The following is a 22,264-nucleotide window of genomic DNA, read 5'->3' on the forward strand; positions in this document are numbered from 1 at the left end:
CCCGCCTACTCGGTGCCGAGCCGGTGCAGGACCGCGGCCGCCAGCGCGGTGCGTTCGAGCATGCCCTCGACGCTGATGTGCTCGTGGCGCGCGTGGGCGCCGTCGCCGACGGCGCCGAAGCCGTCGAGGACCGGGTGGCCCAGGGCGGCCACGAAGTTGCCGTCGCTGGCGCCGCCGACGGAGCATTCGCGCAGGGTCACGCCGAGCTCGGCCGCGAGGTCGCGCGCGAGCTCGTAGAGCCGCGCGATGCCCTCGGAACGCTCCATCACGGGCCGGTTCCAGCCGCCCTCCACGGTGACGGTGGCACGCGGGTCGTGGGCCGTGATGGCCGCGACGCCCGCGTCGATGCGGGCGGCTTCCGCGGCGCTGGACACGCGCACGTCGATCTCGCCGCGCGCCGACCCGGCGATTACGTTCTGCCTGCTGCCGCCGGAGATCACGCCGACGTTCACGGTGGTCCCGGCGTCGAGGTCGGTCAGCGCGTGCAGCGCGAGGATCGCGCGGGCCAGCTCGTCGATCGCGCTCGCGCCCTTCGTCGGGTCGAGGCCCGCGTGCGACTCCACGCCTTTCGCGTGCACCTGGAACAGGCCCACGCCCTTGCGGGAGGTCTTGACCGCACCGTCGGCGCCGGCCTCGAACACCAGGGTCGCGCGAGTGCCCGCGGCCGCCTCCTCGATCGTCGGCCGCGAGGCGGGGCTGCCGAGTTCCTCGTCGCCGTTGAGGACCAGCCGGATCGCCGGGCGCGGCAGGCCGGCGGCATCGAGCGCGCGCAGCGCCCACACGGCGTGGACCAGCCCCGACTTCATGTCGAAGATCCCCGGCCCGGTCGCGCGGTCGCCGTCGACGGTGAACGGCCACTCGGCGAGCGTGCCCAGCGGCCACACGGTGTCGTAGTGGCAGAGCAACAGGACCGGCTGCTCACCGGCACCGGGGTAGTCGTAGACCTTGATGTCGCCGTGGCGGCCGCCGTCGACGTCGCGCACGGCCGCCGGCTCGCCCAGCCGGGAACGCAGCCAGCCGTCCACCCAGGACAGTCCGCGCGTGAGACTTTCCTTGTCGTCACTGGGAGTCTCGATGCCGACGTACTCGGCGAGGTCGGCGAGCAGGTCGTCGCGGTGCGCGCGCACCCACTCGTGCAGCTCGCGGATCCCGGTCACAGGTGTGCCTCCAGTTCGGTGAGGTGGTCCTCGGACATCGCGGCGCCGGCCTCGACGTCGCCCAGGCGTTTCAGCACGGCGGTGAGCAGCGGCAGGCCGATCCCCAGCGCAGCGGCTTCGTCGAGCACCGGTGCGTAGTGGTGGAAGACCTCCACCGGACGGTGGCGCACGGCGATGTCGCGCCAGATCCCGCTGCGGTCCTTCGGCTGCGTCCGCAGCCAGGCCACGAGCCGGTCCGTCGCCGCTTCCCGCCCGGCCGCGCCCGCCACGTACGCGGCGGGGTCGAACTGGTCGAACGGCTCCAGCACCCGCGAACCGGCCGCGGCGAACACCTCGGCCGCGAGCGCGTGCATCAGCGGCCGGTGCCGGTCGATGAGGTCGGCCATCGGTGCGTCGGCCAGCGCGGTCGTGGTCAGCATCGCGCCGAACCCGAGCTTGGCCCACAGGTAGCCCTCGACGTTGGCGGTCGCCTTCGCCGGGCCCCAGGCCTGCAGGTCGGCCACGACGTCCTCGACGCGCCCGGTAATCCGGCCGTCGGGCTCGCCGACGACCAGAGCGCCGGCCCCGCCGTCGCGCACCACGCCGGGCTCGGCGACGTCGGCGAACAGGTTCACGAACGCGCCCACCGTGCGCTCGGCGCCGACGAACGACGCGATGAGCTGCTCGTTGAGCCCGTTCTGCAGCGACACCACGAACCCGTCGGCGGCCAGGCGCGGTTCGAGCCACTGCATGGCGTGTTCCGTGGCCTGGGCCTTCACCGCGAGCAGCACGCGGCCCAGCTCCGGCGGCCCCTCCTCAGGGACGAACGCGGGAAGGTCCACGCGTTCCTCGCCCCCGGGCCGCACGAGCGTCAGCCCGCGCTGGTTGATCGCGGCCACGTGTGCCGCGTCGGCGTCGACCAGCACCACCGGGTGCCCGGCCTTGGCGAGGTGGAACGCGAGCGTGCCGCCGATCGCGCCGCCTCCCACCACTGTGTAAGAGCGGCGCTCAGCCATGAGTGATTCCTCCTGTTTGGACTGTGGTCTCGCCGGACCAGTGCAGCGGCAGGCCCGCGGCGCCGGCGGTCGAGCCGCCGTCGACCCGCAGCACGGTGCCGGTGATCCACCCGGCCTCCGGGCCGGCGAGCCAGAACACGGCGTCGGCGATCTCGCCGGGCGCGCCGCGGCGGCCGAGCGGGTTCACGGACACGGCCGCCGCATAGGCCTCGGTCACGGGATTGGCTTCGCTGTCGACCGTGACGAATCCGGGGCTCACGGCGTTGACGCGGATCCCGTGCGGCCCGAGCTCCACCGCGCACGCCTTGGTCGCCATCTCCAGCGCGGCCTTCGACGTCGCGTAGTGCGCGGCGCCGGGCCGCGCGCGGGTGGCGGCACCGGAGGAGATGTTCACGACCGTGCCGGTGGTGCCCGCGGCCACGTGCTTGCGTCCGAACGCGACGGTGGTGAGCACCGCGGCCCGCACGTTCACGTCCTGCACGCGGTCCCACCGCTGCGCCGTCATGTCGAGCAGCCGCGTGGCGGGGTAGATACCGGCGGCGTTGACCAGCACGTCGACCGCACCGGCCGCGTCCACCAGCGCTTCGGCGTAGGCCGCGTCGGCGAGGTCGCCGGGCAGCTCGGTCACGGGCACGCGGTGGTCGGCGCGCAGCTTTTCGGCCACGGTGGACAGTTCGGCCGGCCGCAGGTCCGACACGGCCAGCCGGTCGTCCGCGGCGGCGAAGCGGGCCGCGATCGCGGCCCCGATCCCGCCCGCGGCCCCGGTGACGAGGACGGTGCGCACTAGAGCTGCTTTCCCTTCGTCTCGGGCATCGTGAGGTACACCGCGACGCCGATCAACGCGGCGACGGCGACGTAGATCCACACGAGGTCACCGTGGTGGTTGGCGTTGAGCCAGGTCGTGACATACGGCGCGGTGCCGCCGAACACGGCGACGGCCAGCGCGTAGGGCAGCCCGATGCCGGTGGTGCGCACCTCGGGCGGGAACTGCTCGGCCATGATCACCGCGCAGTTGGCCGAGTAGCCGACGATCAGCACGAGCCCGATGAGCTCGATCACGAACACGTTCCAGAACCCGTTGGCCAGGAAGTGGAACGCGGGCCACGCGAAGATCACGAACCCGGCGGCGAACGCCGTCATCGTGGGTTTGCGGCCGATGCGGTCGGACAGCAGGCCGCCGAAGGGCAGCAGGCAGATGAACACGAGCATCGCCAGCGTGTTGGCCAGCAGCGCGGTCTTGAGCGGGATGCCGGTGGCGAGGTGGGCGTAGGCCGGCATGTAGCTGACCCACACGTAGTAGATGAGCGTGCCCGCGATCGTCACGCCGGCCACGCGCAGCGCCGCGCCCGGGTGGTCGCGGAACATCGCGACGACGGGGTTGCGGCGCGGTCCGGCGGTGGTGGTCTTGCCGAACGCCTCCGTCTCGTGCACCGAACGGCGCAGCCACAGGCCGACCAGGCCCAGCAGCCCGGCGACGCCGAACGCGAGCCGCCAGCCCCAGCCGTGCAGGGCCGCGTCGGACAGTGTCGAGTTGAGGATGGTGCCGAGCAGGGCCGCGATGAGCGTGCCGGCGCCGACGGACACCTGCTGCCAGGACCCGGCGAACGCCCGGCGCCCGGTGGCGGCCGACTCGATCAGGAACGCCGACGACGAACCGAACTCGCCGCCCGCCGAGAAGCCCTGCACCAGCCGCGCGAGCAGCAGGACGATCGGGGCGCCGACGCCGATCTGGGTGTAGGTGGGGCAGACCGCGATCACGATCGACGCGCCCGCCATCAGCGAGATGGTGAGCGTGAGGCCCTTCTTGCGGCCGCGCCGGTCGGCGTACGCGCCGAGCACCGCGCCGCCGATCGGGCGCATCACGAAGCCGACGGCGAACACGGCCAACGTGGACAGCAGCGCCGCGGTTTCGTTGCCGCCCGCGAAGAACTGGCCGGCGAAGATGGGGGAGAACGTGGCATACACCGCCCAGTCGACCCACTCGACGGTGTTGCCGATGGAGCCGGCGACGATCGCCTTGCGCTGCTGCGGGTTCAGCCGGTGGGCGGCGACGGAGGTGTCCGAAGTGGACGGGACCGTGGTCATGGGCGGGCCTCCCCGCGGGCGAGGACGTGGTCGACGACCTGGGCGTGGGTGGCGAACCACACGCCGTCGTGGCCGCTGATGTGGTCGAGCAGCTCGGCGAGGATCGCGACGCGCGATCGGTGCCCGATGATGTGCGGGTGCATGGTGAGCTGGAAGAGCCCGCCTTCGGCGTACGCGGCGTCGAACTCGTCGCGCCAGATCGAGAGCACCCCGCGCGGCGGTGTGTACGGCCGCAGCGAGGCGAAGCGGTCCATCATGAAGTACGGCGCGTCGTCGCGGATCCACTCCACGGGCAGCTCGACGACGCCGGTGGGCTCGCCGTTCTCGAGCAGCTCGTAGCAGTCGTCGTCGGCCATCAGCGAGGAGTCGTACTTCAGGCCGAGCTCACGGGTGATGGTGAGGGTGTGGGCCGAGAAGTCCCACGACGGTGTGCGGATGCCGACCGGACGCGTGCCGGTGAGGCCTTCCAGCACGTCGGCGGCGCGGAAGGCGAGGTCGCGTTCCTCGGTCTCGGTGAGGGCGGTGTTGCGTTCGTGGATCCAGCCGTGCAGCGCCACCTCGTGCCCGGCGTCCACATACGACTTCACCTCGCCGTCGTGCAGCAGGGCCGACACGGCGGGAACGAAGAAGGACGCGGGCGCATGGAAGCGGTCGAGCAGCTTGAGGAGCCTGGGGACGCCGACGCGGGCGCCGTACTCGCCTTGCGCGAGCTTGCCGGGCAGCACTTCGCCGTCGCGCAGGGCGGGCGTCTCGTGGTCGGAGTCGAAGGACAGCGCCACGGCCACCTTCGCGCCGCCGGGCCACGACGCCGGGCGCAGCGAGCGGCCGGCGCGGACGTGCTCGACGTGTCCCCGCCAGGTCTTCTCGTCCCAGAGCCACGGTTGTTCGGTCATGCTTCCTCCCAGGTTGCTGCGGCCGCCGGCGTGGGCGACCAGGCGCGTTTGAGGGTCGAGACCTGCAGGGTCACGTCGGCTTCCCGCAGGCCGGGGAGGGCGCCGACGACGTCGGTGGTGTGGCGGTAGAGCTCGCCGTAGTGGCGCAGCACGATCTGGCCGACGAGGTTGAACCGGCCGGTGGTCGCGCTGAGGTACTTGGTGCCCGCGTGCGCGGCGAGCTGCTGCCCGGCGCGGTCGAGCTCGGCCGGGACGACCGAGAGCCAGAGCATGAACTCCAGCGCGTAGCCGAACATCGCGGGCTCGGCGAGGGTGCGGAACCGCAGGCACCCGCGGCGGACGAGGGAGTCGACGCGGCGGGCGACGGTGGACTCGCTCGTGCCGACCTGGCGTGAGACCTCCTTGAACGACAGCCGGCCGTCTTCGCCGAGTGCGGCGCTGATCGCGAGGTCCAGTTCGTCGAGCTGCTCCGGCGGGCGTTCCCAGTGCTGTTCCTCGAACGGGCGCACCTCGCCGCCGCGCAGCTCGGCCGCCGCCTCCGCGCTGAGCTCGCCGGAGTTCCAGTCGTGGTTGGAGGTGAACGTGCGCATCACGGCGAAGGTCTCGGCGTCGCGGACGTTGTCGGCGGCGGGGAAGTCGCCCTGCAGGCGGGCGACGTCGCGATAGGTCGGGAGCACGAACTCGGCGGAGCAGTCGGCGCTGCCGGCGAGCACGGTGGCGTAGCGGACCTCGGGCCGCGCGGCCAGCGCCTCGGCGACGGCGGCCGCCGTGCCGGGCCGGCACCGCAGCCGGGCCAGCACCGGCACGCCGAGACCGCAGCGCAGCACGTCGACCACACCGATCACGCGCAGCTGGCCGGATTCCGTCAGCTGGCCGGCGCGGCGCAGCACAGTGGACTCGCTCGTGCCCACGTGCCGCGCGATCGCTCCCCACGACGCCCGCCCGTTGAGCTGCAGCGCGGCGACGATGCGCCGGTCCAGATCGCTGACTTTGGCTTCGTCGGGCATGCCCTGCATCGTGGATGCAGGAAAACGTCAAGTCAAGGGTCAAGTCTGCAAGAAACCGGCGTTCTGCAGGGTCAGGAAGCGTTCCATCGCCGCGTCGACGGCGTCCCGGTCACCGGTGGTGACGAGATCGAGCAGCAGCCCGCGCGCCACGGCCAGGCCGAGCCGGGCCTGCGTCGCGCGGTGCCGCTCGGGCACGCCGAGCCGTTCGAGCAGCGCCTCGACCGGTGCGAGCCAGCCGTCGATCACGCCGTCGAGGAACTCCGCAGTGCCGGGTGCGCCGCCGAGGGCTTGGCCGTAGAGCTGGAAGAAGAGCTTTTCGTTGTGGCGCAGCGCTTCGTCGGTGAGCCGGCGCCAGAACACCCGTGCCAGCTCGTCCGCGGGCAGGCTCGCGTCGAGGTCGGCGAGCACCGCGCGCTGCCGGCGTTCCACCTCGCGCGCGACCTCCGTGAGCAGGCCTTCTTTGGAGCCGAAGTGGTAGATGAGCATCCGGTGGCTCGTGCCGAGCGCCGTCGCGAGCGCGCGGAGGCTGTGGTCGGCCCCGTTTCGCGCGATGTGCTCGACGGCCGCGTCGAGGAGCCTTGCCCTTGCCTCCGCCATGTACCAGATGGTACATGTACCACGTGGTACATGCTTCTCGAGGAGGCCTGATGCAGCGAATCTCGGTCCGGGCCCGCACGTCCGCCGACCCGGCGACGGTCTACGCGTTGCTGCGCGACGGCGAAAGCTGGCCTCGCTGGTCGCCGCTGGGCTCGTTCGAGCTGGCCCGTGCTGGCTCGTCCGAACGCGAGGGGCTGGGCGCGCTGCGGGTGTTCCGCACCGGGCGCACCCGCTCGTGCGAGGAGGTGATCGAACTGGTTCCCGACCGCCGGTTCGGCTACGCCCTGCGCAGCGGCCTGCCCCTCCGCGACTACCGCGCGTACGTCGACTTGACCCCGGTCGACGGCGGCACGGAGATCCACTGGCACTCGTCGTTCACGGGCAAGGTGCCGGGGACGGGGTGGTTCTACCGGCTGGTGCTGGGGCGGTTCATCGGCCGGGTGGTGTCGGGTTTGGTGGCGGAGACTTCGCGGGTCGCCCGGTAGGGTCCGCCGCTCGGGTTCGGGCAACGCCGCGCTGGGGGTGCGGCGGTGCCCGCGGGTCGTCCCGGCCGGGGCGCGGTGGCGTCCAGGAGTGTTACTCTCTTGGGGAGAGTGACTTCGAGGAGGCCTGTGGTGCTGGGAAACCCTTACGACCGCGACTGCCCGACTCGTCAGCTCCTCGACCGGATCGGTGACCAGTGGACCGTCCTCATCGTCGGCTCGCTCCGCGACGGACCGCTGCGCTTCACTCAGATCGGCAAGTGCGTCGAAGGAATCTCCCAGAAGGTCCTGACGCAGACGCTGCGCAGCCTCGTCCGCGACGGCATTCTCACGCGCACCGCGTACCCCGTCATCCCGCCTCGTGTGGAGTACGAGCTGACGCCGCTGGGCCGCGACCTGGCCGAGCCCCTCGACATGCTCGACCGCTGGGCCCGGCACCACATGGCCCAGGTGACCGCCGCCCGCGCGGCGTTCGACGCGGAGCACACGCCGGCTACGGCTTGAGCGCCGCGGGAGAGCCGGCGGCATGACGAACCGATGGGTCGGAGTGACCGTCGACTGCCTCGACGTGGACCGGGTCGCGGGGTTCTGGAGCGCTCTGCTGGACCGCCCGCAGGACCGGTCCCGGCCCGGCTGGGTCTACCTCGGTCACCCCGGCGACCCGCAGCCCCGCCTCGTCTTCCAGCCCGTGCCCGAGCCGAACCACGGCAAGGTGCGCCTGCACCTCGACGTCGCGGTCGACGACATCGACCGGGGCATCGCCCAGGTCCTCGCTCTGGGCGGCCGGTCGACCGGTGAACGGCACGACTACGTCGAAGGCGTCGTCGTGGTGATGGCCGACCCCGAACAGCACGAGTTCTGCCTGGTCCAGTACTTCTGATCCCGGGCTCACCACAGCAGCGCGGCGCGCCCGGGAAAGGATCCGCGACCGGATCCGCTCGTGCACGGACGGCACCTCCTCCGGCCCGACCACGGCTCACCAGCCGCCGGACCCGCCCGGAGGTGACCGGTGCGGCGGCGAGCCCGACCCCGCCGCCGGCCGCGAGCACCGCGACCCGCGTCCGCGGTCCGAGCCCCGCGCGGCGGGTGATGTGCACCGGAGTCGCGACGGCGTCGGGAATCGTGGTCGCGGCCACGGGGTTCACCTCGCGTGCGACCTCGATCGCGTTGAGGGACGGCAGAACCGCGTATTCGGCATAACCGCCGTCGATCGCGACGCCGACGTTGCCGCGGAAGTTCAGGCATGTGGACTCTCGCGACGCCAGGTATTCGCGGCACGTGCCGCACACGAGGTAGAAGTACGCCATCACGCGCCGGCCCACCGGTGCCGGATCGGTGCCGGGGCCCATGGCTTCGACGATCCCCACCAGCTCGTGCCCGGGCACCCGGGGTAAGTGGGACTCCTCCGAGCCGAGCTGCCGTTCATGCACTGCAGGAGATCCGCAACGCCCGCACGTCTCCTCCGTGCAGCAGCGCTCAGGCACTGCAATCGTTCGCAAGACGCGACGGCCGAACGCGTTGCCGGTCAAGTGCTGCCGGTGATCCGGACGAACCTCAGCGGCTCACCAATCCGGCCTCATGCGCCAGCAGCCCCGCCTGCGTCCGGTTCGTGCACTCCAGCTTCACCAGCATCCGCGACACGTAGCTCTTCACCGTCGCCTCCGCGAGGTGCAGGCGGGCGGCGATGTCCGCATTGGACAGTCCCTCGCCGAGGCAGGTGAGGACGTCGCGTTCGCGGTCGGTGAGGGCGCCGACGCGGCGCAGCGCCGAGTCGGTGCGGGCGTGGCCGTCGGCCGAGAGCGCGACGAGGCGGCGGGCCGCGGAGGGGGACAGGACGGTGTGGCCGTCGGCGGCGACGCGGACGAGGCCGATGAGGTCTTCGGGCGGCGTGGACTTCACGAGGAAACCCGCGGCGCCCGCGCGCAGGGCCCGGATGACGTAGGTGTCGGCGTCGAAGGTGGTCAGCGCGACGACCGCGGGCGGGTCCGGCAGCGCGACGATGCGGGCGATCGCCGTGAGACCGTCGACGCCCGGCATGCGCAGGTCCATGAGCACCACGTCGGGGCGGTACCGGACGACGGCCTCGACCGCTTCGGCACCGTCGCGAGCCGAAGCGACCACCGAAAGGTCGTCGGCCGAGTCCAGGATCGTGCGCAGGTGCGCGCAGACCATCGGCTCGTCGTCGGCCACGACCACCGTGATCACCGGGGAGCACCTTCCGTCGTCGGGACGTAGGCGGGAAGTATCGCACCGACGCGGAACCCGCCGCCGGGCTCGGGGCCGGACTCGAGCTGCCCGCCGACGAGCTCGACGCGCTGCCGGAGCCCGCTCAGGCCGGCACCCGAGCCGCTGCCGGCGAGCGTCGGGTCGGGCGGCAGGCACCCGCGGGTGTTGGTGACGCACACGTCGAGACCACCCGAGTGGTACCGCAGCGACACGGCGGCCGACGAACCCGGCGCGTGCTTGCGGACGTTCGTCAGCGCCTCCTGCACCACGCGGTACGCCGTGCGCGCCACCGTCGGCGACACCTGGTCCGGGTCCCCGCTGACCGAAAGCTCCGTGGCCACGCCGACGGCCACCGACTCGGCCACGAGGTCCGCGGGAGAGGCGACCGGGGCCGGCGAAGCGGCTGGGAGCTCGATGCTCGAACCGTCGCGCAGCACGCCCACCAGATCACGCAGCTCGTCGAGCGCGTGCGCGCCCTCGCGGCGGATGTCCTCGGCCGCCGAGCGCACGGACGGGTCCGTCGACACCACGCCGAGCGCGCCCGCGTGCAGCACCATGAGGCTCAGCCGGTGGGTCACCACGTCGTGCATCTCGCCCGCGAGCCGCCGCCGTTCCTCGGCGCGGGCCCGCTCCGCGAGCAGGTGCTGCTCGCGTTCGGCGCGCTCGGCCCGGTCGCGCAGCGAACGCAGAAGGTCCCGGCGCGCCACGAAGTACAGCGCCACCGCCACCGGCAGTGCGGTGCTCAGCAGCCCGAACGGCGTGGTGTTCCACGCCGGGTTCCACGGTCGCGTCGCCAGCACCGCCAGCACCCCGCCGATCCACAACAGGCGCCGCCGGTCCATCACGCGCGGGAGCTGGCTCAGCACCAGCGGCGTGATGGTGGGCACCGTCATCAGGCTCGGCTGGTGCGCGGGGACCAGCAGCCCGGGCCAGAACAGGTCCGACGCCAGCATCGCCAGCGACGCCACCACGAGCACCCCGGCCACCGCGTCGGGGAAGCGGAACACCGCCAGCAGCGTGAAGTCGCACGCGAGCCGCAGCACCAGCCCGGCGTACGGCCCGAGGACCCCGCTCGTCGGCCCGGCCCAGTGCAACGCGAAGTCGAGCCCGGCGAACACGAGCGCCGCGGCCAGCAGCCAGCCCATGTCGGCCGGCCGGGGCCAGGATCCACGCCGCACTTCGCTCACGCCCGTCACGGTAACGGCTGGTCCGGACCGCCGCGGCGGAATCGCATCGGCCGGGGGAGGACCCGCAACGAAAGTTGCGCGCGGGACAACGTTCGTCGTCCGCGCCGGCTACCGATCACCGTTACGCCGGCCCGGGCCGGTGCGGTGGACTCGGATCATGACGAGCCTCATGACGAGCCGCGAGACCGGTACGGGGGAGATCACCCCGTTCGCCCGGCTGCCGGTGCTCACCGTGGCCGTGCTGGCGGCGGCGCTGCTCGCGATCACGAGCGTCCGCTACGCCCACGGGTTCGACGAGCTCTACTTCCTGGTGGCTGGTCGAGATCATCCGGCCTGGGGGTATTTCGACCAGCCGCCGCTCGTCCCCCTGCTGGCGGGCACGCTCGACCGCCTGTTCCCCGGTTCGCTGCTCGCGTTCCGGCTGCCGATGGCGCTCGCGGTCGGCGCCGGCGTGGTGGTCACCGCGCTGATCGCCCGGGAACTGGGCGGACGCCGCCCCGCGCAGCTGATGGCGGCCGGGCTGTACGCCACGTCCGACCTGGTGGTCCTCAGCCACTGGGTCTCCACCTACGCGCTGGACCCGTTCCTGTGGACGGTCGTGGTCTTCCTGCTGGTCCGCTGGACGCGCACGCGCCGCGACGGCCTGCTCGTGTGGGCGGGCGTGGTCACGGCGGTGTCGCTGGAGGTCAAGTTCCTGATCCCGGCGCTGTGGGCGGCTGTCCTGGTGTCGGCGGCGATCCTCGGCCCGCGGCGCCTGCCGAGCCGCCCGAAGCTGTGGCTGGGCGCGCTGATCGCGGTGCTCGCCACGGTCCCCGCGCTCGTCTGGCAGGCCACGCACGACTGGCCGTACACGCACATGGCCGACGTCGTCGCCGCCGAGTTCCCCGGCTACTTCGCCTTCGCGCGCGACGGGCTGCTCGGCGCGGGCATGGGCGTCGGTGTGCTGGCCCTGCTCTACGGTGTGTGGCGCCTGTTCCGCTCGCCCGAGCTGCGCCCGTACCGCTACCTCGCCTTGGCGTTGCTGCTGGTCACCGTCGTGGTGCTGCTGACGCACGGTCGCTCGTACTACCTGATGAGCCTCTACGCGCTGCCGTTCGCCGCCGCGGCCACGGAGCTGAGCCGGCGCGACCTGGTGCGCTGGTGGCGGATCCCCGTGGGGATCGCGTTCGGGCTGTCGGCCGCCGTCACCGTCGCCGCGCTGCCGGTGTGGCCGGCGTCGGTCACGGCGACGTCGTTCGGGCCGTTTTCGCTCGGCACTGTGTTCGCGGGCGGCGAGACGGCGCAGAAGCAGGTCGCCGACGTCGTCGGGCGGACGTACTCGGCGCTGCCACCCGCGGTGAAGGCGCAGACGGCGGTGTACGCGGAGATCTACCCGTTCGCCGCGGCCGTCGAGTACTACGGGCCGCGGTACGGGATCACCGACGTCTACAGTGGACACCGCGGCTACTGGTACTTCGACCGGCCACCGGACCGGGCGTGGAACGTGCTTTTCACCGGCTTCGACCCGACGCTGCTGAAGCCCTGCTTCGCGTCGGTGACCGAGGTCGTACCGGGACTCGTGTGGCTCTACACCGGAAGGACGCAATCGTGGGACCGGATCTGGCCGTGGGTGAAACGGCAATGACCCCTTCGCTGGCCGCCCAGGCCTACCTGCTCGCGGGTGATCCGGACAAGGGCCGCATCCGGAGACGCGGCCGTGCCGCGCTCCTCGTGCGCGCCGCCGCCGTCACCGACCTCCTGCTGCGCGGCCGCCTGACGGTCGCCGGCGGCCGGGTCTCGGCGACCGGCCGCGGCCCCACCGGCGACCTGCTGCTCGACGACCTGCTCGCCGACCTCGCCGACGAGGGCCCGACCCGCTGGCGGCGCCTGCTGCGCCGCGACTCGGCCGACACCCTCCGCTCCCTGGAGCTGCAGCTGGCCGCCGCGGGAATCCTGCGGCCGCACGTCACGCCGGTGCTGCGCCGGAAGGTGCTGCACCTGGCCGACCGGTCGCCGGCTGTCGACGCACGCGCCACTGTGGACCGAGCGCTGCGTGCGCCGCTGTCCGAAGTGGACACCCGTGCCGCGGTGCTGACCGCTCTCGCCGCGGCGGCCGAGGTGGGGTTCACCCGCCGTTCGTCCCGCCGCCACGCCGAACGCCTCGCGGAGCTGGACGGGGTCGCGGGCTCGGCGGCGGCCGAGCTGCGCGGACTGCTGCGCGCCCGCCGGGCGGCGATCATGGCGGGCGGGAGCTGAGTCGGCGGCCGATCGCGACAGGGTGGCGGTCAGGCGGCAGCCGATTCCGGAAGGCGGCGGTGGGGCGCCGCCTTCGGTGGCTGCCGAACCTCGCGGGGGAGCGCTGGGGGAGGTCGAGCGCTCAGCTCGGCGGCCGGCGAGCTGTCACCGCGGCAGTCGAGGGCGTTGCTTCGGCGGCCACCGAAGCAACGCGCGCGTAGGTTACGGGCATGACTTCGTTCGCGGCCCTGCACGTGCCCGGGAAACCGTTGCTGCTGCCCAATGTGTGGGAGTTCGGCTTCGCGGCCGCGCTCGCCGCGGCGGGGCACCCGGCGGTCGGCACGACGAGCCTGGGCGTCTCGGCCGCCACCGGCCTGGCCGACGGCGCCCCCGCTTCGCGCGCGGCGACGGTGGCGCTGACCCGCGCGCTGGCACCGCTGGACGTGCTGGTGAGCGTGGACATCGCCGACGGCTTCAGCGCGGACCCGGCCGAGGTCGCCGACCTGGTCGCGGAACTCGCCGACGCGGGCGCCGTGGGCGTGAACCTCGAAGACGGCCGCGCCGACGGCACCCTCGCACCGGTGGAGGTCCAGAGCGCGGTGCTCGCGGCCGTCCGCTCTTCGTCCCCCGGCGTCTTCCTGAACGCGCGCACCGACACCCACTGGCTCGGCGCCGGCCCGGTTTCCCTCGCGCTCGACCGGGCCCGTGCCTACCGCGACGCCGGCGCCGACGGGGTGTTCGTGCCGGGCCTGGCCGACCCGGGCGAGGTCGCGGAGGTGGTGGCGGCGGTGGACGTGCCGCTCAACGTCCTGTTCCTGCCGGGCCGCGTCACCCTGGCCGGCCTCGCCGAACTGGGGGTGGCGAGGGTGAGCCTGGGCTCGACGCCCTACCGCGTCGCGCTGGCCGCCGCCCTGGCGACCGTGGACGCCGCCCGCGACGGGACCGCGCTGCCCCTGCCTCCGCCGTCCTACGCCGAGGTGGCCGGGTTGCTGCCACCGGCCAGGTAGGGCGCGGGACGGCCGTTTCTCCACAGGACGGCACTGCTTCGGCCCTCCTGCGCCGATGGGGCGGCCGGCCGCCACTTGGCTGGGCTGAGGCCATGCGCGACAGGGGGGCCGTTGCTGCGTCCGCCCTCCTACGGCGAGGTGGCGGGATTGCTGCCGCCGGTGCGGATGCGCTGGGGATGCGCGCTTCGCCGTAAGACGGCGCTCTTGCGCCGATGCGGCGGGCTGCCGCCGTGGGCGCCGCCCGGCTGGGCCTGGGGTGTTGCCGCCTCAGCCGTCCGACACCAAGTGGCCGGGGTGCTTCCTCCGGTTCAGCGGCGCTATTCGGGGGCTGCCCTCCAGCGGCTCAGCCGGGCTGGAGGCATGTGCGCCTCGGGTGCCGCTGACGTGGCCCTCCTCCGCCCACGTCGCCGATTTACCACCACCGGTTCAGTAGCGTCGAGGGCATGCGCGCCTTCGGAGCCGAGTTCGCTGTTCCCGCCGGGTATCTCAACACGCCGAGCATCGGGATCCCGCCGGAGCCCGTCGCGGGTGCCGTGGCGGCGGCCGTGCGGCGCTGGCGGGTGGGCGGGGACCTGCCGGGTGGGTTCGACGAGGCCGTGGCGCGCTCGCGCGACGCCTTCGCGCGGCTGGCCGGCGTGCCGGCGGACCGGGTGGCCATCGGCGCGTCCGTGTCCCAGCTGATCGCCAACGTCGCGCTCGGCCTGCCCGCGGGCGCGCGCGTCCTGACCGCGGCCGGGGACTTCACGAGTGTCACGTTCCCGTTCGCCGCGCGGCCCGATCTGGAGGTGACCGAGCGGCCGCCGGCGGAGCTGGCCGAGCACGTCGAGGGCCACGACCTCGTGGCGGTGAGCCTGGTGCAGTCCGCCGACGGCACCGTCCTGGACACCGAGCGCCTGCGCGAAGCCGCCGAGGCCGGGGGCACGGCGGTGCTGTTCGACGTGACGCAGGCCGCCGGCTGGCTGCCGCTCGACGTGGCGTGGGCCGACTGGGTGGTGTGCGCGGGCTACAAGTGGCTGTTCTCGCCGCGCGGGTGTGCCTGGCTGGCCGTGCACCCGCGTGCCCACGAGCACACGCGGCCGGTCGCCGCCGGGTGGTACGCGGGTGACGATCCCTGGACCACCGTCTACGGCCTGCCCCTGCGCCTGGCCCGTGACGCCCGCGCCTTCGACCTCTCCCCGGTCTGGCTCGCCCACACCGGCGCGGCGGAGGCGCTGGAGTACGTCGCCGGCCTCGACCTCACCGCGGTCCACGACCACAACGTCGCCCTCGCGGACTCCCTGCTCGCCGCCCTGGACCTGCCCCCGCGCGGCACCGCCATCGTGTCGCTGGACGCGGACCCCGGACGGCTCGCCCCGGCGGGCCTCGTCGTGAGCGTCCGCGCCGGCCGCGTCCGCGCCGGGTTCCACCTCTACAACACCCCTGACGACGTCGAACGCCTTCTCACCGCATTCGGCTGAAGGCGCTCAGCGCGGTGAACTACCGTATGTGCCCGTGGTCGGTCCCCAATTCACCCCCGGTCCCTCGGACACGGCACCGCTCGCCGCGGTGCCCGCGCAGCCGGGTTCGCCGCCCGGTGGCGGCTCAACCCCGCAGCGGGACACCAAGGCGTTGCTGCTGCGCGGCGCGGGGCTGGTCGCGATCGCCGTCGTGGCGGGGCTGGTCTGGTTCCTCATCCGGCACGACAGCACGCCCGAACCGGTGGCGCAGGAGCCGGTGAAGACGAACCCCTTCGACTACAAGCTGGTGGAAGGCCCGAACAAGTCCACCGACTGCGCGGCGAAGGCCTACGACGACACCAAGAAGTTCTTCCAGGCCAACCCGTGCTCGGCCCTCGCACGCGGGCTCTACACCGTGAAATACGGCGACGCGAAGGCGCTTGTCTCGGTCGTCAAGGTCAGCATGCCGACCGCGGCGCAGGCGGCGCAGCTCAAGGCCCTGACCGACCAGGACGGCACCGGCAACGTGAGCGACCTGGTGCGCGACGGCACGTACAAGGCCGCGGGCGCGCCCAAGGTGAGCGGCGACCAGGCGGAGTACGAGTCCCGGGTCACGGGCACCGACGTCACCATCGTCCTGGCCGATTTCTACGCCAAGCACCGCGACGACGTGCTGCTCAAGCGCATCGCCACCAACGCGCTGGACCTCGGCGCCGACCTGCACTGACCCCTTCGGCAAAGCCAAGGGCCGTTCCCGGAAGACCGGGAACGGCCCTCTTTTTCACCGGGAACTCAAGCCGGCTGCCCCGGCATCGCCAGCGCCGTCGGCTTCTCGTTCGCCTCCTGGCGCCACGGCGTGCCCCGCCGGGCCGCGGCGATCAACGCCTGCAACGCCATCTTCCGCAGCCCCGCGTCGTCCGTGTGGGTCACGACGCCCAGCCACGCGGCCGCCGAGTCCTCCTCGGCGCTCGCCACCAGCGCGGCGGCCGAAGCGGTGTCGTTGACCGGCTTCGGCGGCACGTACGCCGCTTCCGGGGCCACCGGTGTGCCGCCCGCGGCCTCGATCATCTGGGTGACGACGTCGCGGCGCGCGGTGTGCTCGGCGCGCCCGGCCTTCAGGGCGTCGCCGAACTCGCCCGGCAGGAAGGCCGTGACCAGCCCGTACACCCACAGTGCGGCGTGCTCCGAGGCCAGTGCCTTCTGCAGGGGGTCGACGGCGTCGGACGAGGCGGTCCCGGCGGGCGCGACCACGGCCTGGGCGTCTTCGCCGGGCCCGAGCGTCGAGGCGATGCGCTGCAGGCCCGCGCAGCCCGCCGCGACGCCGGCGACCAGGCCGGCGCGGTACGCGGGGAGGCCGGGCACGAGGTCCTCGGCCTGCTTGCGGGCCGTCGCCAGGCGCTCCTTGAACGCGCTCAGGTCGGCGGGCGCGGCCGGGGGCGGCGTGGTCGGCTTGGGCCGGTTCAGCCGGTCCACCTCGGGTTTCAGGGCGGCGGCCTGGGCGGCGCGCGCATCGGCGACCTGCCCGGCGACCGCGCCGCCGAGGGCTTTGGCCGCGGCGGCGTCCGCGTCGGCGGCGGACAGCAGCGGGGCGAGCGGGTCGGGGCTCTCGTCGTATCCCCCGGAACAGGCCGCCAGCGGGAGGGCCACGGCGGCGACGGCGCCCAGGCGCAGAACGCCGCGCCGGGAAAGGTCGGTCGATCTTGCGGTCACGTCGGCCCATCCTGCCAGGCCCGGCACCGGCACCGCCGCTCGCGCGTCCTCGCGGGGGCGCAGGATAAGCTGGTCCACCACCGACCACTGTCGTGACCAGCCCGCGTCACCTCGGCCGAACAGGAGTGCTCCACGTGCCCAACGAACTCGCCAGCCGGCTTCAGCCGATAGTGGCCGAAGCCGTCACCGCCGCGGGTTTCGACCTCGACTCGTTCGAGGTGCAGCAGGCCGGCCGCAAGCAGCTGGTCAAGGTCGTCGTCGACTCCGACGACGGGGTCGGGCTGGACGAGGTCGCCGAGATCAGCCGCAAGGTGTCGGCGGCGCTCGACGAGAACGAGCACGTGCTCGCGAGCGCCTACACCCTCGAGGTCACCTCGCCGGGGCTGGACCGGCCGCTCGCGCAGCCGCGCCACTGGCGCCGCGCGAAGTTCCGCCTGGTCCGCATCACGCCGGCGGAAGGCGCGGAGTTCGTCGCGCGGGTGGGCCACGCCGGCGAGGACCGCGTGACGGTGCTCGTCGAGGGCCGGCTGAAGGACGTGCACTACAAGTCGGTGGCGAAGGCCGTGGTGGAGATCGAGTTCAAGCAACCACCCGCCGATGAGCTCAAACTGTTGGAAGAAGACGCGTCCGGCAAGAGCAGCACCCCTGCCGGCCAGACCGAAGCGAAGGAGGAGCCGAAGTGAACGTGGACATCGCCGCGCTGCGGGCGATCGAACGGGACAAGGACATCCCCTTCGACACGGTGATCGAGGCCATCGAGACGGCCCTGCTCACCGCCTACAAGCACACCGAAGGGCACCAGCCCCACGCCCGCATCGACATCGACAAGAAGACCGGCCTCGTCCGCGTCCTCGCGCACACCCTCACGCCCGAGGGCGAGGTCGACGAGGAGTGGGACGACACGCCGGAGGGCTTCGGCCGGATCGCCGCGACGACCGCCCGCCAGGTCATCCTGCAGCGGCTGCGCGACGCCGAGCACGAGAAGACCTTCGGCGAGTTCTCCGCCAAGGAGGGCGAGATCGTGGCCGGCGTGGTGCAGCGCGACGCGCGCGCCAACGCCCGCGGCATGGTCGTGGTCCAGGTCGGCGACACGGAGGGGATCCTGCCCTCGGGCGAGCAGGTCGCGGGGGAGTCCTACGAGCACGGCACGCGCATCAAGGCGTTCGTGGTCGGCGTCTCCCGGAGCAACCGCGGGCCGCAGATCATGCTCTCGCGCACGCACCCCAACCTGGTGCGCAAGCTCTTCGCGCTGGAGGTCCCCGAGATCGCCGACGGCACGGTCGAGATCGCCGCCGTGGCGCGCGAATCGGGACACCGCACCAAGATCGCGGTGCGCTCCACCGTGCCCGGGGTGAACGCCAAGGGCGCCTGCATCGGCCCGATGGGCGCGCGCGTGCGCAACGTGATGAGCGAGCTGGCCGGTGAGAAGATCGACATCATCGACTACTCGGAGGATCCGGCCCGCTTCGTGGGGAATGCATTGTCCCCGGCGAAGGTTGTTTCCGTACGTGTCGTGGACGAGCGGGCGAAGACGGCCCGCGTCGTCGTGCCCGATTTCCAGCTCTCCCTCGCCATCGGCAAGGAGGGCCAGAACGCGCGGCTCGCGGCCCGGCTCACGGGCTGGCGCATCGACATCCGCAGCGACGCCGCACCCGCCGATCCGGTGGGTGATCAAGACCACGCCGGACAGGCGCGGCCCGCCGCGACAACCGGTTCGGCTGAGTGAAGGTCGAAGCGCTAGACTCATCACTGGTTCAGGGTCCGCCGCGGGGATGTGGCGACACGACCGACCTCCAGCGCCACCGGCACTTCCCGGAGCGCACGTGTGTCGGTTGCCGGCAACGGGTCCTGATCGGTGAGCTGCTGCGAGTGGTCGCGGTGGCCGGACGGCTGGTCGTCGACGAACGTCGGCGGCTGCCGGGGCGGGGGGCGTGGCTGCACCCCGCACCGGGTTGTCTGGCCAAGGCCGAGCGGAAGCGGGCATTTCCCCGGGCACTTCGGGCCCAGGGCACGCTCGACACCGCGGAGCTGCGCGAGCATGCGGCATTCGCGGCGCCCGCCACGGAGATCGGCTCCGGGACCCACCCGGAACCGCAGTGAAACAAGGAAGCAGGTCGACCCGTCATGAGTCAGCCGTGAAGCCGACGCCATGAACGCGCGACGATAAGGACGAGGTCAGCGGGTCTCTTCACCGCCTGGCCTCCCCTAGATGAGGAGAGCTGTGCCAGGCAAGGCCCGTGTACACGAGCTCGCGAAAGAGCTCGGCATCACCAGCAAGGAAGTTCTCGCCAAGCTCAAGGAGCAGGGCGAGTTCGTCAAGTCCGCGTCATCCACGGTCGAGGCGCCCGTCGCCCGCCGTCTGCGTGACGCTTACCCCGCCAAGGGCGGGAAGAAGTCCGGCCCGACGCCCGGCCCGCGGCCCACGCCGCCCGCCGCCGGCTCGGGCAACTCGAACGCTGCCGCGCCCGCTCCGCAGGCCCCCCGGCCCGCGGCCGCGCCCGCTCCGCAGCAGCCCCAGCAGCAGGCGCCGGCGGCCAAGGCCGCTCCGCCCGCCGCTCCGCAGCAGTCCGGCCCGCGTCCGGCCACCCCGGGCAGCCGTCCGGGACCCGGCCCGCGTCCCGGCCCGCGTCCGGCGACTCCGGCTCCGGCGCAGCCGCAGCCCCAGGTCCAGGCCCCCGCGGCCAAGGCCGAGCCGTCCGGTGGCAGCACCGCGGCGCCGAAGCCCGCTCCGAAGCAGGACGCCGCTGCGTCCTCTTCGTCCGGCTCGGTCGTGCCGCCGAAGCCGCAGGGCCCCAAGCCCGGCGGTCCCAAGCCCGGCCCGCGCACCCCGCGCGTCGGCAACAACCCGTTCGGCGTCGGTTCCGGCGCCCCGGCCCCGCGTCCGCCGGCCCAGCGCCCCGGTCCGGGTCAGGGCGGCGACAACCGTCCGCCGCGTCCCGGCGGTGCCGGTGGCGGCGGTGACCGGCCCGCGCCGCGTCCCGGCGGTGGCGCCGGTGGCAACCGGCCGAGCCCGGGCAACATGCCCCCGCGGCCGAACCCCGGCATGATGCCGGGCCGCACCCCGCGGCCGGCCGGTCCGGGCGGTGGCGCTCGTGGCGGCCCCGGCGGCGGCGCTCGTGGCGGCCCCGGTGGCGGCGGTCGTCCCGGCGGCGGTGGCGGCGGTTTCCGCCCCGGTGGCGGCGGCGGTGGCGGTGGCTTCCGCGGCGGTCCCGGTGGTGGCGGCGGCGGTGGCGGCTTCCGTCCCGGTGGCGGCACCGGTGCTCCTGCCGGCGGTGGCGGTGGCTTCCGCGGTGGCGGCGGCGGTCGTGGCGGCCCCGGTGGCCGTGGCGGTACCGCGGGTGCCTTCGGGCGTCCCGGTGGCCCCTCGCGCAAGGGTCGCAAGTCGAAGCGGCAGAAGCGCCAGGAGTACATGGACAACATGCAGGCGCCCAGCGTCGGCGGCGTCCGCCTGCCCAAGGGCAGCGGCGAGACGATCCGGCTGCCGCGTGGTGCCTCGCTGACCGACTTCGCCGAGAAGATCGACGCCAACCCGGCTTCGCTGGTGCAGGTGCTCTTCCACCTCGGCGAGATGGTCACGGCGACGCAGTCGGTGTCCGACGACATCCTGGAACTGCTCGGCGGCGAGATGAACTACAACGTTCAGGTCGTCAGCCCCGAGGAGGAGGACCGCGAGCTCCTCGAGACCTTCGACATCACCTACGGTGAGGACGAGGGTGGCGAGGAAGACCTGCAGGTCCGGCCGCCGGTCGTGACCATCATGGGTCACGTCGACCACGGTAAGACCCGCCTGCTGGACACGATCCGGAAGACGAAGGTGCGCGAGAGTGAAGCCGGTGGCATCACCCAGCACATCGGCGCCTACCAGATCGAGACCGAGCTCGAGGGCACGCCGCGGCTGATCACCTTCATCGACACCCCGGGTCACGAGGCGTTCACCGCCATGCGTGCCCGTGGTGCGAACTCGACGGACATCGCGGTGATCGTGGTGGCCGCCGACGACGGGGTCATGCCGCAGACGGTCGAGGCGATCAACCACGCGCAGGCCGCCAAGGCGCCGATCGTGGTCGCGGTCAACAAGATCGACAAGGAAGGCGCCAACCCGCAGAAGATCCGCCAGCAGCTCACCGAGTACAACCTGGTCGCCGAGGAGTACGGCGGCGACACGATGTTCGTGGACATCTCCGCACGGGAGAACATCAACATCGACGGGCTGCTCGAGGCGATCCTGCTGACGGCCGACGCCGCACTGGACCTCCGGGCCAACCCGGACATGGAGGCCCAGGGTGTCGCGATCGAGGCACACCTCGACCGCGGCCGCGGCCCGGTGGCCACGGTGCTGGTGCAGCGAGGCACGCTGCGCGTCGGCGACTCCGTCGTCGCGGGCGACGCCTACGGCCGCGTCCGCCGCATGGTGGACGAGCACAACGTGGACGTCACCGAGGCGCTGCCCTCGCGTCCCGTCCAGGTCATCGGGTTCACCTCGGTGCCGGGCGCGGGCGACACCTTCCTGGTGGTCGACGAGGACCGCGTCGCCCGACAGATCGCCGAGCGCCGCTCCGCTCGCACCCGCAACGCGCTCAACGCGTCGCGCCGCAAGCGGGTCAGCCTCGAGGACCTCGACTCCGCCTTGAAGGAGACGAGCAGCCTCAACCTGATCATCAAGGGTGACAACTCGGGTACCGTCGAGGCGCTCGAGGCGGCACTGCTCCAGCTGGACGTCGGCGACGACGTCGAGCTGCACGTGGTGCACCGCGGTGTCGGTGGCGTGACCGAGTCGGACATCGACCTGGCGACCGCGTCCGACGCGATCGTGCTCGGGTTCAACGTCCGGGCCCAGGGCAAGGCGACCGAGCGGGCCACCCGCGAGGGCGTCGACGTCCGGTACTACACGGTCATCTACCAGGCGATCGACGAGATCGAGCAGGCCCTGAAGGGCATGCTCAAGCCGGAGTACGAAGAGGTCGAGCTGGGCCGCGCGGAGGTTCGCGAGGTCTTCAAGTCCTCCAAGATCGGCACGATCGCGGGTTGCCTGGTCATGTCCGGCGAGATCCGGCGCAACGCCAAGGCGCGCCTGCTCCGCGACGGCACCGTCGTGGCCGAGAACCTGCCCGTCAGCTCGCTGCGGCGGTTCAAGGACGACGTGGTCGAGGTCCGTGAAGGGTACGAATGCGGTCTGACGCTGGGTTCGTACAGTGACATCAAGGTCGACGACGTGATCGAGACCTATGAACAGCGGGAGAAGCCCCGTGCGTGAGTGACCGGTCCGGG

At 72.9% G+C, this 22,264-nt stretch carries 22 protein-coding genes and 1 pseudogene; 12 read left to right on the plus strand and 11 right to left on the minus strand.

Annotation, left to right across the window (positions count from 1 at the left end; genetic code table 11):
- Nucleotides 1-5: 5 nt before the first annotated feature.
- The 7 genes from AB0K15_RS19765 to AB0K15_RS19795 are packed head-to-tail and all read right to left on the minus strand — an operon-like array spanning nt 6 to nt 6,734.
- Nucleotides 6-1,157, minus strand: coding sequence for a M20 family metallopeptidase (locus tag AB0K15_RS19765; protein ID WP_364052065.1), 1,152 nt, complete (start codon nt 1,155-1,157; stop codon nt 6-8).
- Nucleotides 1,154-2,152, minus strand: coding sequence for a 2-dehydropantoate 2-reductase (locus tag AB0K15_RS19770; protein WP_364052068.1), 999 nt, complete (start codon nt 2,150-2,152; stop codon nt 1,154-1,156). The genes AB0K15_RS19765 and AB0K15_RS19770 overlap by 4 nt, the downstream gene beginning before the upstream one ends.
- Nucleotides 2,145-2,936 (minus strand): SDR family oxidoreductase, encoded by a 792-nt coding sequence (locus AB0K15_RS19775; protein ID WP_364052071.1) that lies wholly within the window; start codon nt 2,934-2,936, stop codon nt 2,145-2,147. Before AB0K15_RS19775 ends, AB0K15_RS19770 begins: the two co-directional genes overlap by 8 nt.
- Complete coding sequence (locus tag AB0K15_RS19780) at nt 2,936-4,237, minus strand: MFS transporter (RefSeq protein ID WP_364052074.1); 1,302 nt, start codon at nt 4,235-4,237, stop codon at nt 2,936-2,938. The genes AB0K15_RS19775 and AB0K15_RS19780 overlap by 1 nt, the downstream gene beginning before the upstream one ends.
- Entirely contained in the window at nt 4,234-5,130 is an 897-nt protein-coding gene (locus AB0K15_RS19785) for a polysaccharide deacetylase (RefSeq protein ID WP_364052077.1), read from the minus strand. The genes AB0K15_RS19780 and AB0K15_RS19785 overlap by 4 nt, the downstream gene beginning before the upstream one ends.
- Nucleotides 5,127-6,137, minus strand: coding sequence for an Lrp/AsnC family transcriptional regulator (locus AB0K15_RS19790; protein WP_364052080.1), 1,011 nt, complete (start codon nt 6,135-6,137; stop codon nt 5,127-5,129). The genes AB0K15_RS19785 and AB0K15_RS19790 overlap by 4 nt, the downstream gene beginning before the upstream one ends.
- A 39-nt stretch (nt 6,138-6,176) precedes the next feature.
- The gene (locus tag AB0K15_RS19795; protein WP_364052083.1) at nt 6,177-6,734 is read right to left on the minus strand and encodes a TetR/AcrR family transcriptional regulator; all 558 of its coding nucleotides are present in this window, start codon (nt 6,732-6,734) and stop codon (nt 6,177-6,179) included.
- A 50-nt stretch (nt 6,735-6,784) separates the two neighbouring features.
- Between AB0K15_RS19795 and AB0K15_RS19800 the strand changes: the two genes are divergently transcribed.
- The 3 genes from AB0K15_RS19800 (at nt 6,785) to AB0K15_RS19810 (ending at nt 8,096) form a co-directional block, all read left to right on the plus strand.
- Nucleotides 6,785-7,219 carry an SRPBCC family protein gene (locus tag AB0K15_RS19800; protein ID WP_364052086.1) on the plus strand — a complete coding sequence of 145 codons (435 nt, stop codon included), beginning with the start codon at nt 6,785-6,787 and terminating at the stop codon, nt 7,217-7,219.
- Nucleotides 7,220-7,348: 129 nt separating this feature from the next.
- Nucleotides 7,349-7,720 (plus strand): helix-turn-helix domain-containing protein, encoded by a 372-nt coding sequence (locus AB0K15_RS19805; protein ID WP_364052089.1) that lies wholly within the window; start codon nt 7,349-7,351, stop codon nt 7,718-7,720.
- Nucleotides 7,721-7,742: 22 nt separating this feature from the next.
- Nucleotides 7,743-8,096 (plus strand): VOC family protein, encoded by a 354-nt coding sequence (locus tag AB0K15_RS19810; protein WP_364052092.1) that lies wholly within the window; start codon nt 7,743-7,745, stop codon nt 8,094-8,096.
- 292 nt (nt 8,097-8,388) lie between these two features.
- On the opposite strand, the pseudogene AB0K15_RS19815 reads toward AB0K15_RS19810, so the two are convergent.
- The 3 genes and pseudogenes from AB0K15_RS19815 to AB0K15_RS19825 form a co-directional block, all read right to left on the minus strand.
- Nucleotides 8,389-8,700: pseudogene (locus tag AB0K15_RS19815) on the minus strand (alcohol dehydrogenase catalytic domain-containing protein); the annotation flags it as partial.
- 70 nt (nt 8,701-8,770) lie between these two features.
- Entirely contained in the window at nt 8,771-9,421 is a 651-nt protein-coding gene (locus AB0K15_RS19820; protein WP_364052095.1) for a response regulator transcription factor, read from the minus strand.
- A complete protein-coding gene (locus tag AB0K15_RS19825; RefSeq protein WP_364052098.1) occupies nt 9,418-10,629 on the minus strand; it encodes a histidine kinase in 1,212 nt (403 codons plus the stop codon). The genes AB0K15_RS19820 and AB0K15_RS19825 overlap by 4 nt, the downstream gene beginning before the upstream one ends.
- Before the next feature lie 157 nt (nt 10,630-10,786).
- Here AB0K15_RS19825 and AB0K15_RS19830 point away from each other — a divergent pair, with 157 nt between their 5' ends.
- The 5 genes from AB0K15_RS19830 to AB0K15_RS19850 all read left to right on the plus strand — a co-directional run bounded on the left by AB0K15_RS19830 (nt 10,787) and on the right by AB0K15_RS19850 (nt 16,013).
- Complete coding sequence (locus AB0K15_RS19830) at nt 10,787-12,253, plus strand: glycosyltransferase family 39 protein (RefSeq protein ID WP_364052101.1); 1,467 nt, start codon at nt 10,787-10,789, stop codon at nt 12,251-12,253.
- Nucleotides 12,250-12,864, plus strand: a complete 615-nt coding sequence (locus AB0K15_RS19835; protein ID WP_364052104.1) for a GPP34 family phosphoprotein — start codon at nt 12,250-12,252, stop codon at nt 12,862-12,864. Before AB0K15_RS19830 ends, AB0K15_RS19835 begins: the two co-directional genes overlap by 4 nt.
- A gap of 209 nt (nt 12,865-13,073) precedes the next feature.
- Complete coding sequence (locus AB0K15_RS19840; protein ID WP_364052107.1) at nt 13,074-13,850, plus strand: isocitrate lyase/phosphoenolpyruvate mutase family protein; 777 nt, start codon at nt 13,074-13,076, stop codon at nt 13,848-13,850.
- Nucleotides 13,851-14,293: 443 nt separating this feature from the next.
- Nucleotides 14,294-15,307 (plus strand): aminotransferase class V-fold PLP-dependent enzyme, encoded by a 1,014-nt coding sequence (locus AB0K15_RS19845; protein ID WP_364052110.1) that lies wholly within the window; start codon nt 14,294-14,296, stop codon nt 15,305-15,307.
- Between the two features lie 88 nt (nt 15,308-15,395).
- Entirely contained in the window at nt 15,396-16,013 is a 618-nt protein-coding gene (locus tag AB0K15_RS19850) for a hypothetical protein (protein ID WP_364052908.1), read from the plus strand.
- 65 nt (nt 16,014-16,078) lie between these two features.
- Here the strand turns inward: AB0K15_RS19850 and AB0K15_RS19855 are convergent, their stop codons facing one another.
- Nucleotides 16,079-16,996 (minus strand): ferritin-like domain-containing protein, encoded by a 918-nt coding sequence (locus AB0K15_RS19855; protein ID WP_364052911.1) that lies wholly within the window; start codon nt 16,994-16,996, stop codon nt 16,079-16,081.
- Nucleotides 16,997-17,130: 134 nt separating this feature from the next.
- On the opposite strand from AB0K15_RS19855, the gene rimP reads away from it, so the two are divergent.
- The 4 genes from rimP (at nt 17,131) to infB (ending at nt 22,250) form a co-directional block, all read left to right on the plus strand.
- A complete protein-coding gene (rimP, locus tag AB0K15_RS19860; RefSeq protein ID WP_364052113.1) occupies nt 17,131-17,679 on the plus strand; it encodes a ribosome maturation factor RimP in 549 nt (182 codons plus the stop codon).
- The gene (gene nusA, locus AB0K15_RS19865) at nt 17,676-18,722 is read left to right on the plus strand and encodes a transcription termination factor NusA (protein ID WP_364052116.1); all 1,047 of its coding nucleotides are present in this window, start codon (nt 17,676-17,678) and stop codon (nt 18,720-18,722) included. Before rimP ends, nusA begins: the two co-directional genes overlap by 4 nt.
- A complete protein-coding gene (locus AB0K15_RS19870) occupies nt 18,719-19,096 on the plus strand; it encodes a YlxR family protein (protein WP_364052118.1) in 378 nt (125 codons plus the stop codon). The genes nusA and AB0K15_RS19870 overlap by 4 nt, the downstream gene beginning before the upstream one ends.
- A gap of 121 nt (nt 19,097-19,217) precedes the next feature.
- Nucleotides 19,218-22,250 (plus strand): translation initiation factor IF-2, encoded by a 3,033-nt coding sequence (infB, locus tag AB0K15_RS19875; RefSeq protein WP_364052120.1) that lies wholly within the window; start codon nt 19,218-19,220, stop codon nt 22,248-22,250.
- The last annotated feature ends 14 nt before the right edge of the window (nt 22,251-22,264 follow it).

This window comes from Amycolatopsis sp. NPDC049253, from assembly GCF_040678995.1.
Classification (GTDB): Bacteria; Actinomycetota; Actinomycetes; order Mycobacteriales; family Pseudonocardiaceae; genus Amycolatopsis.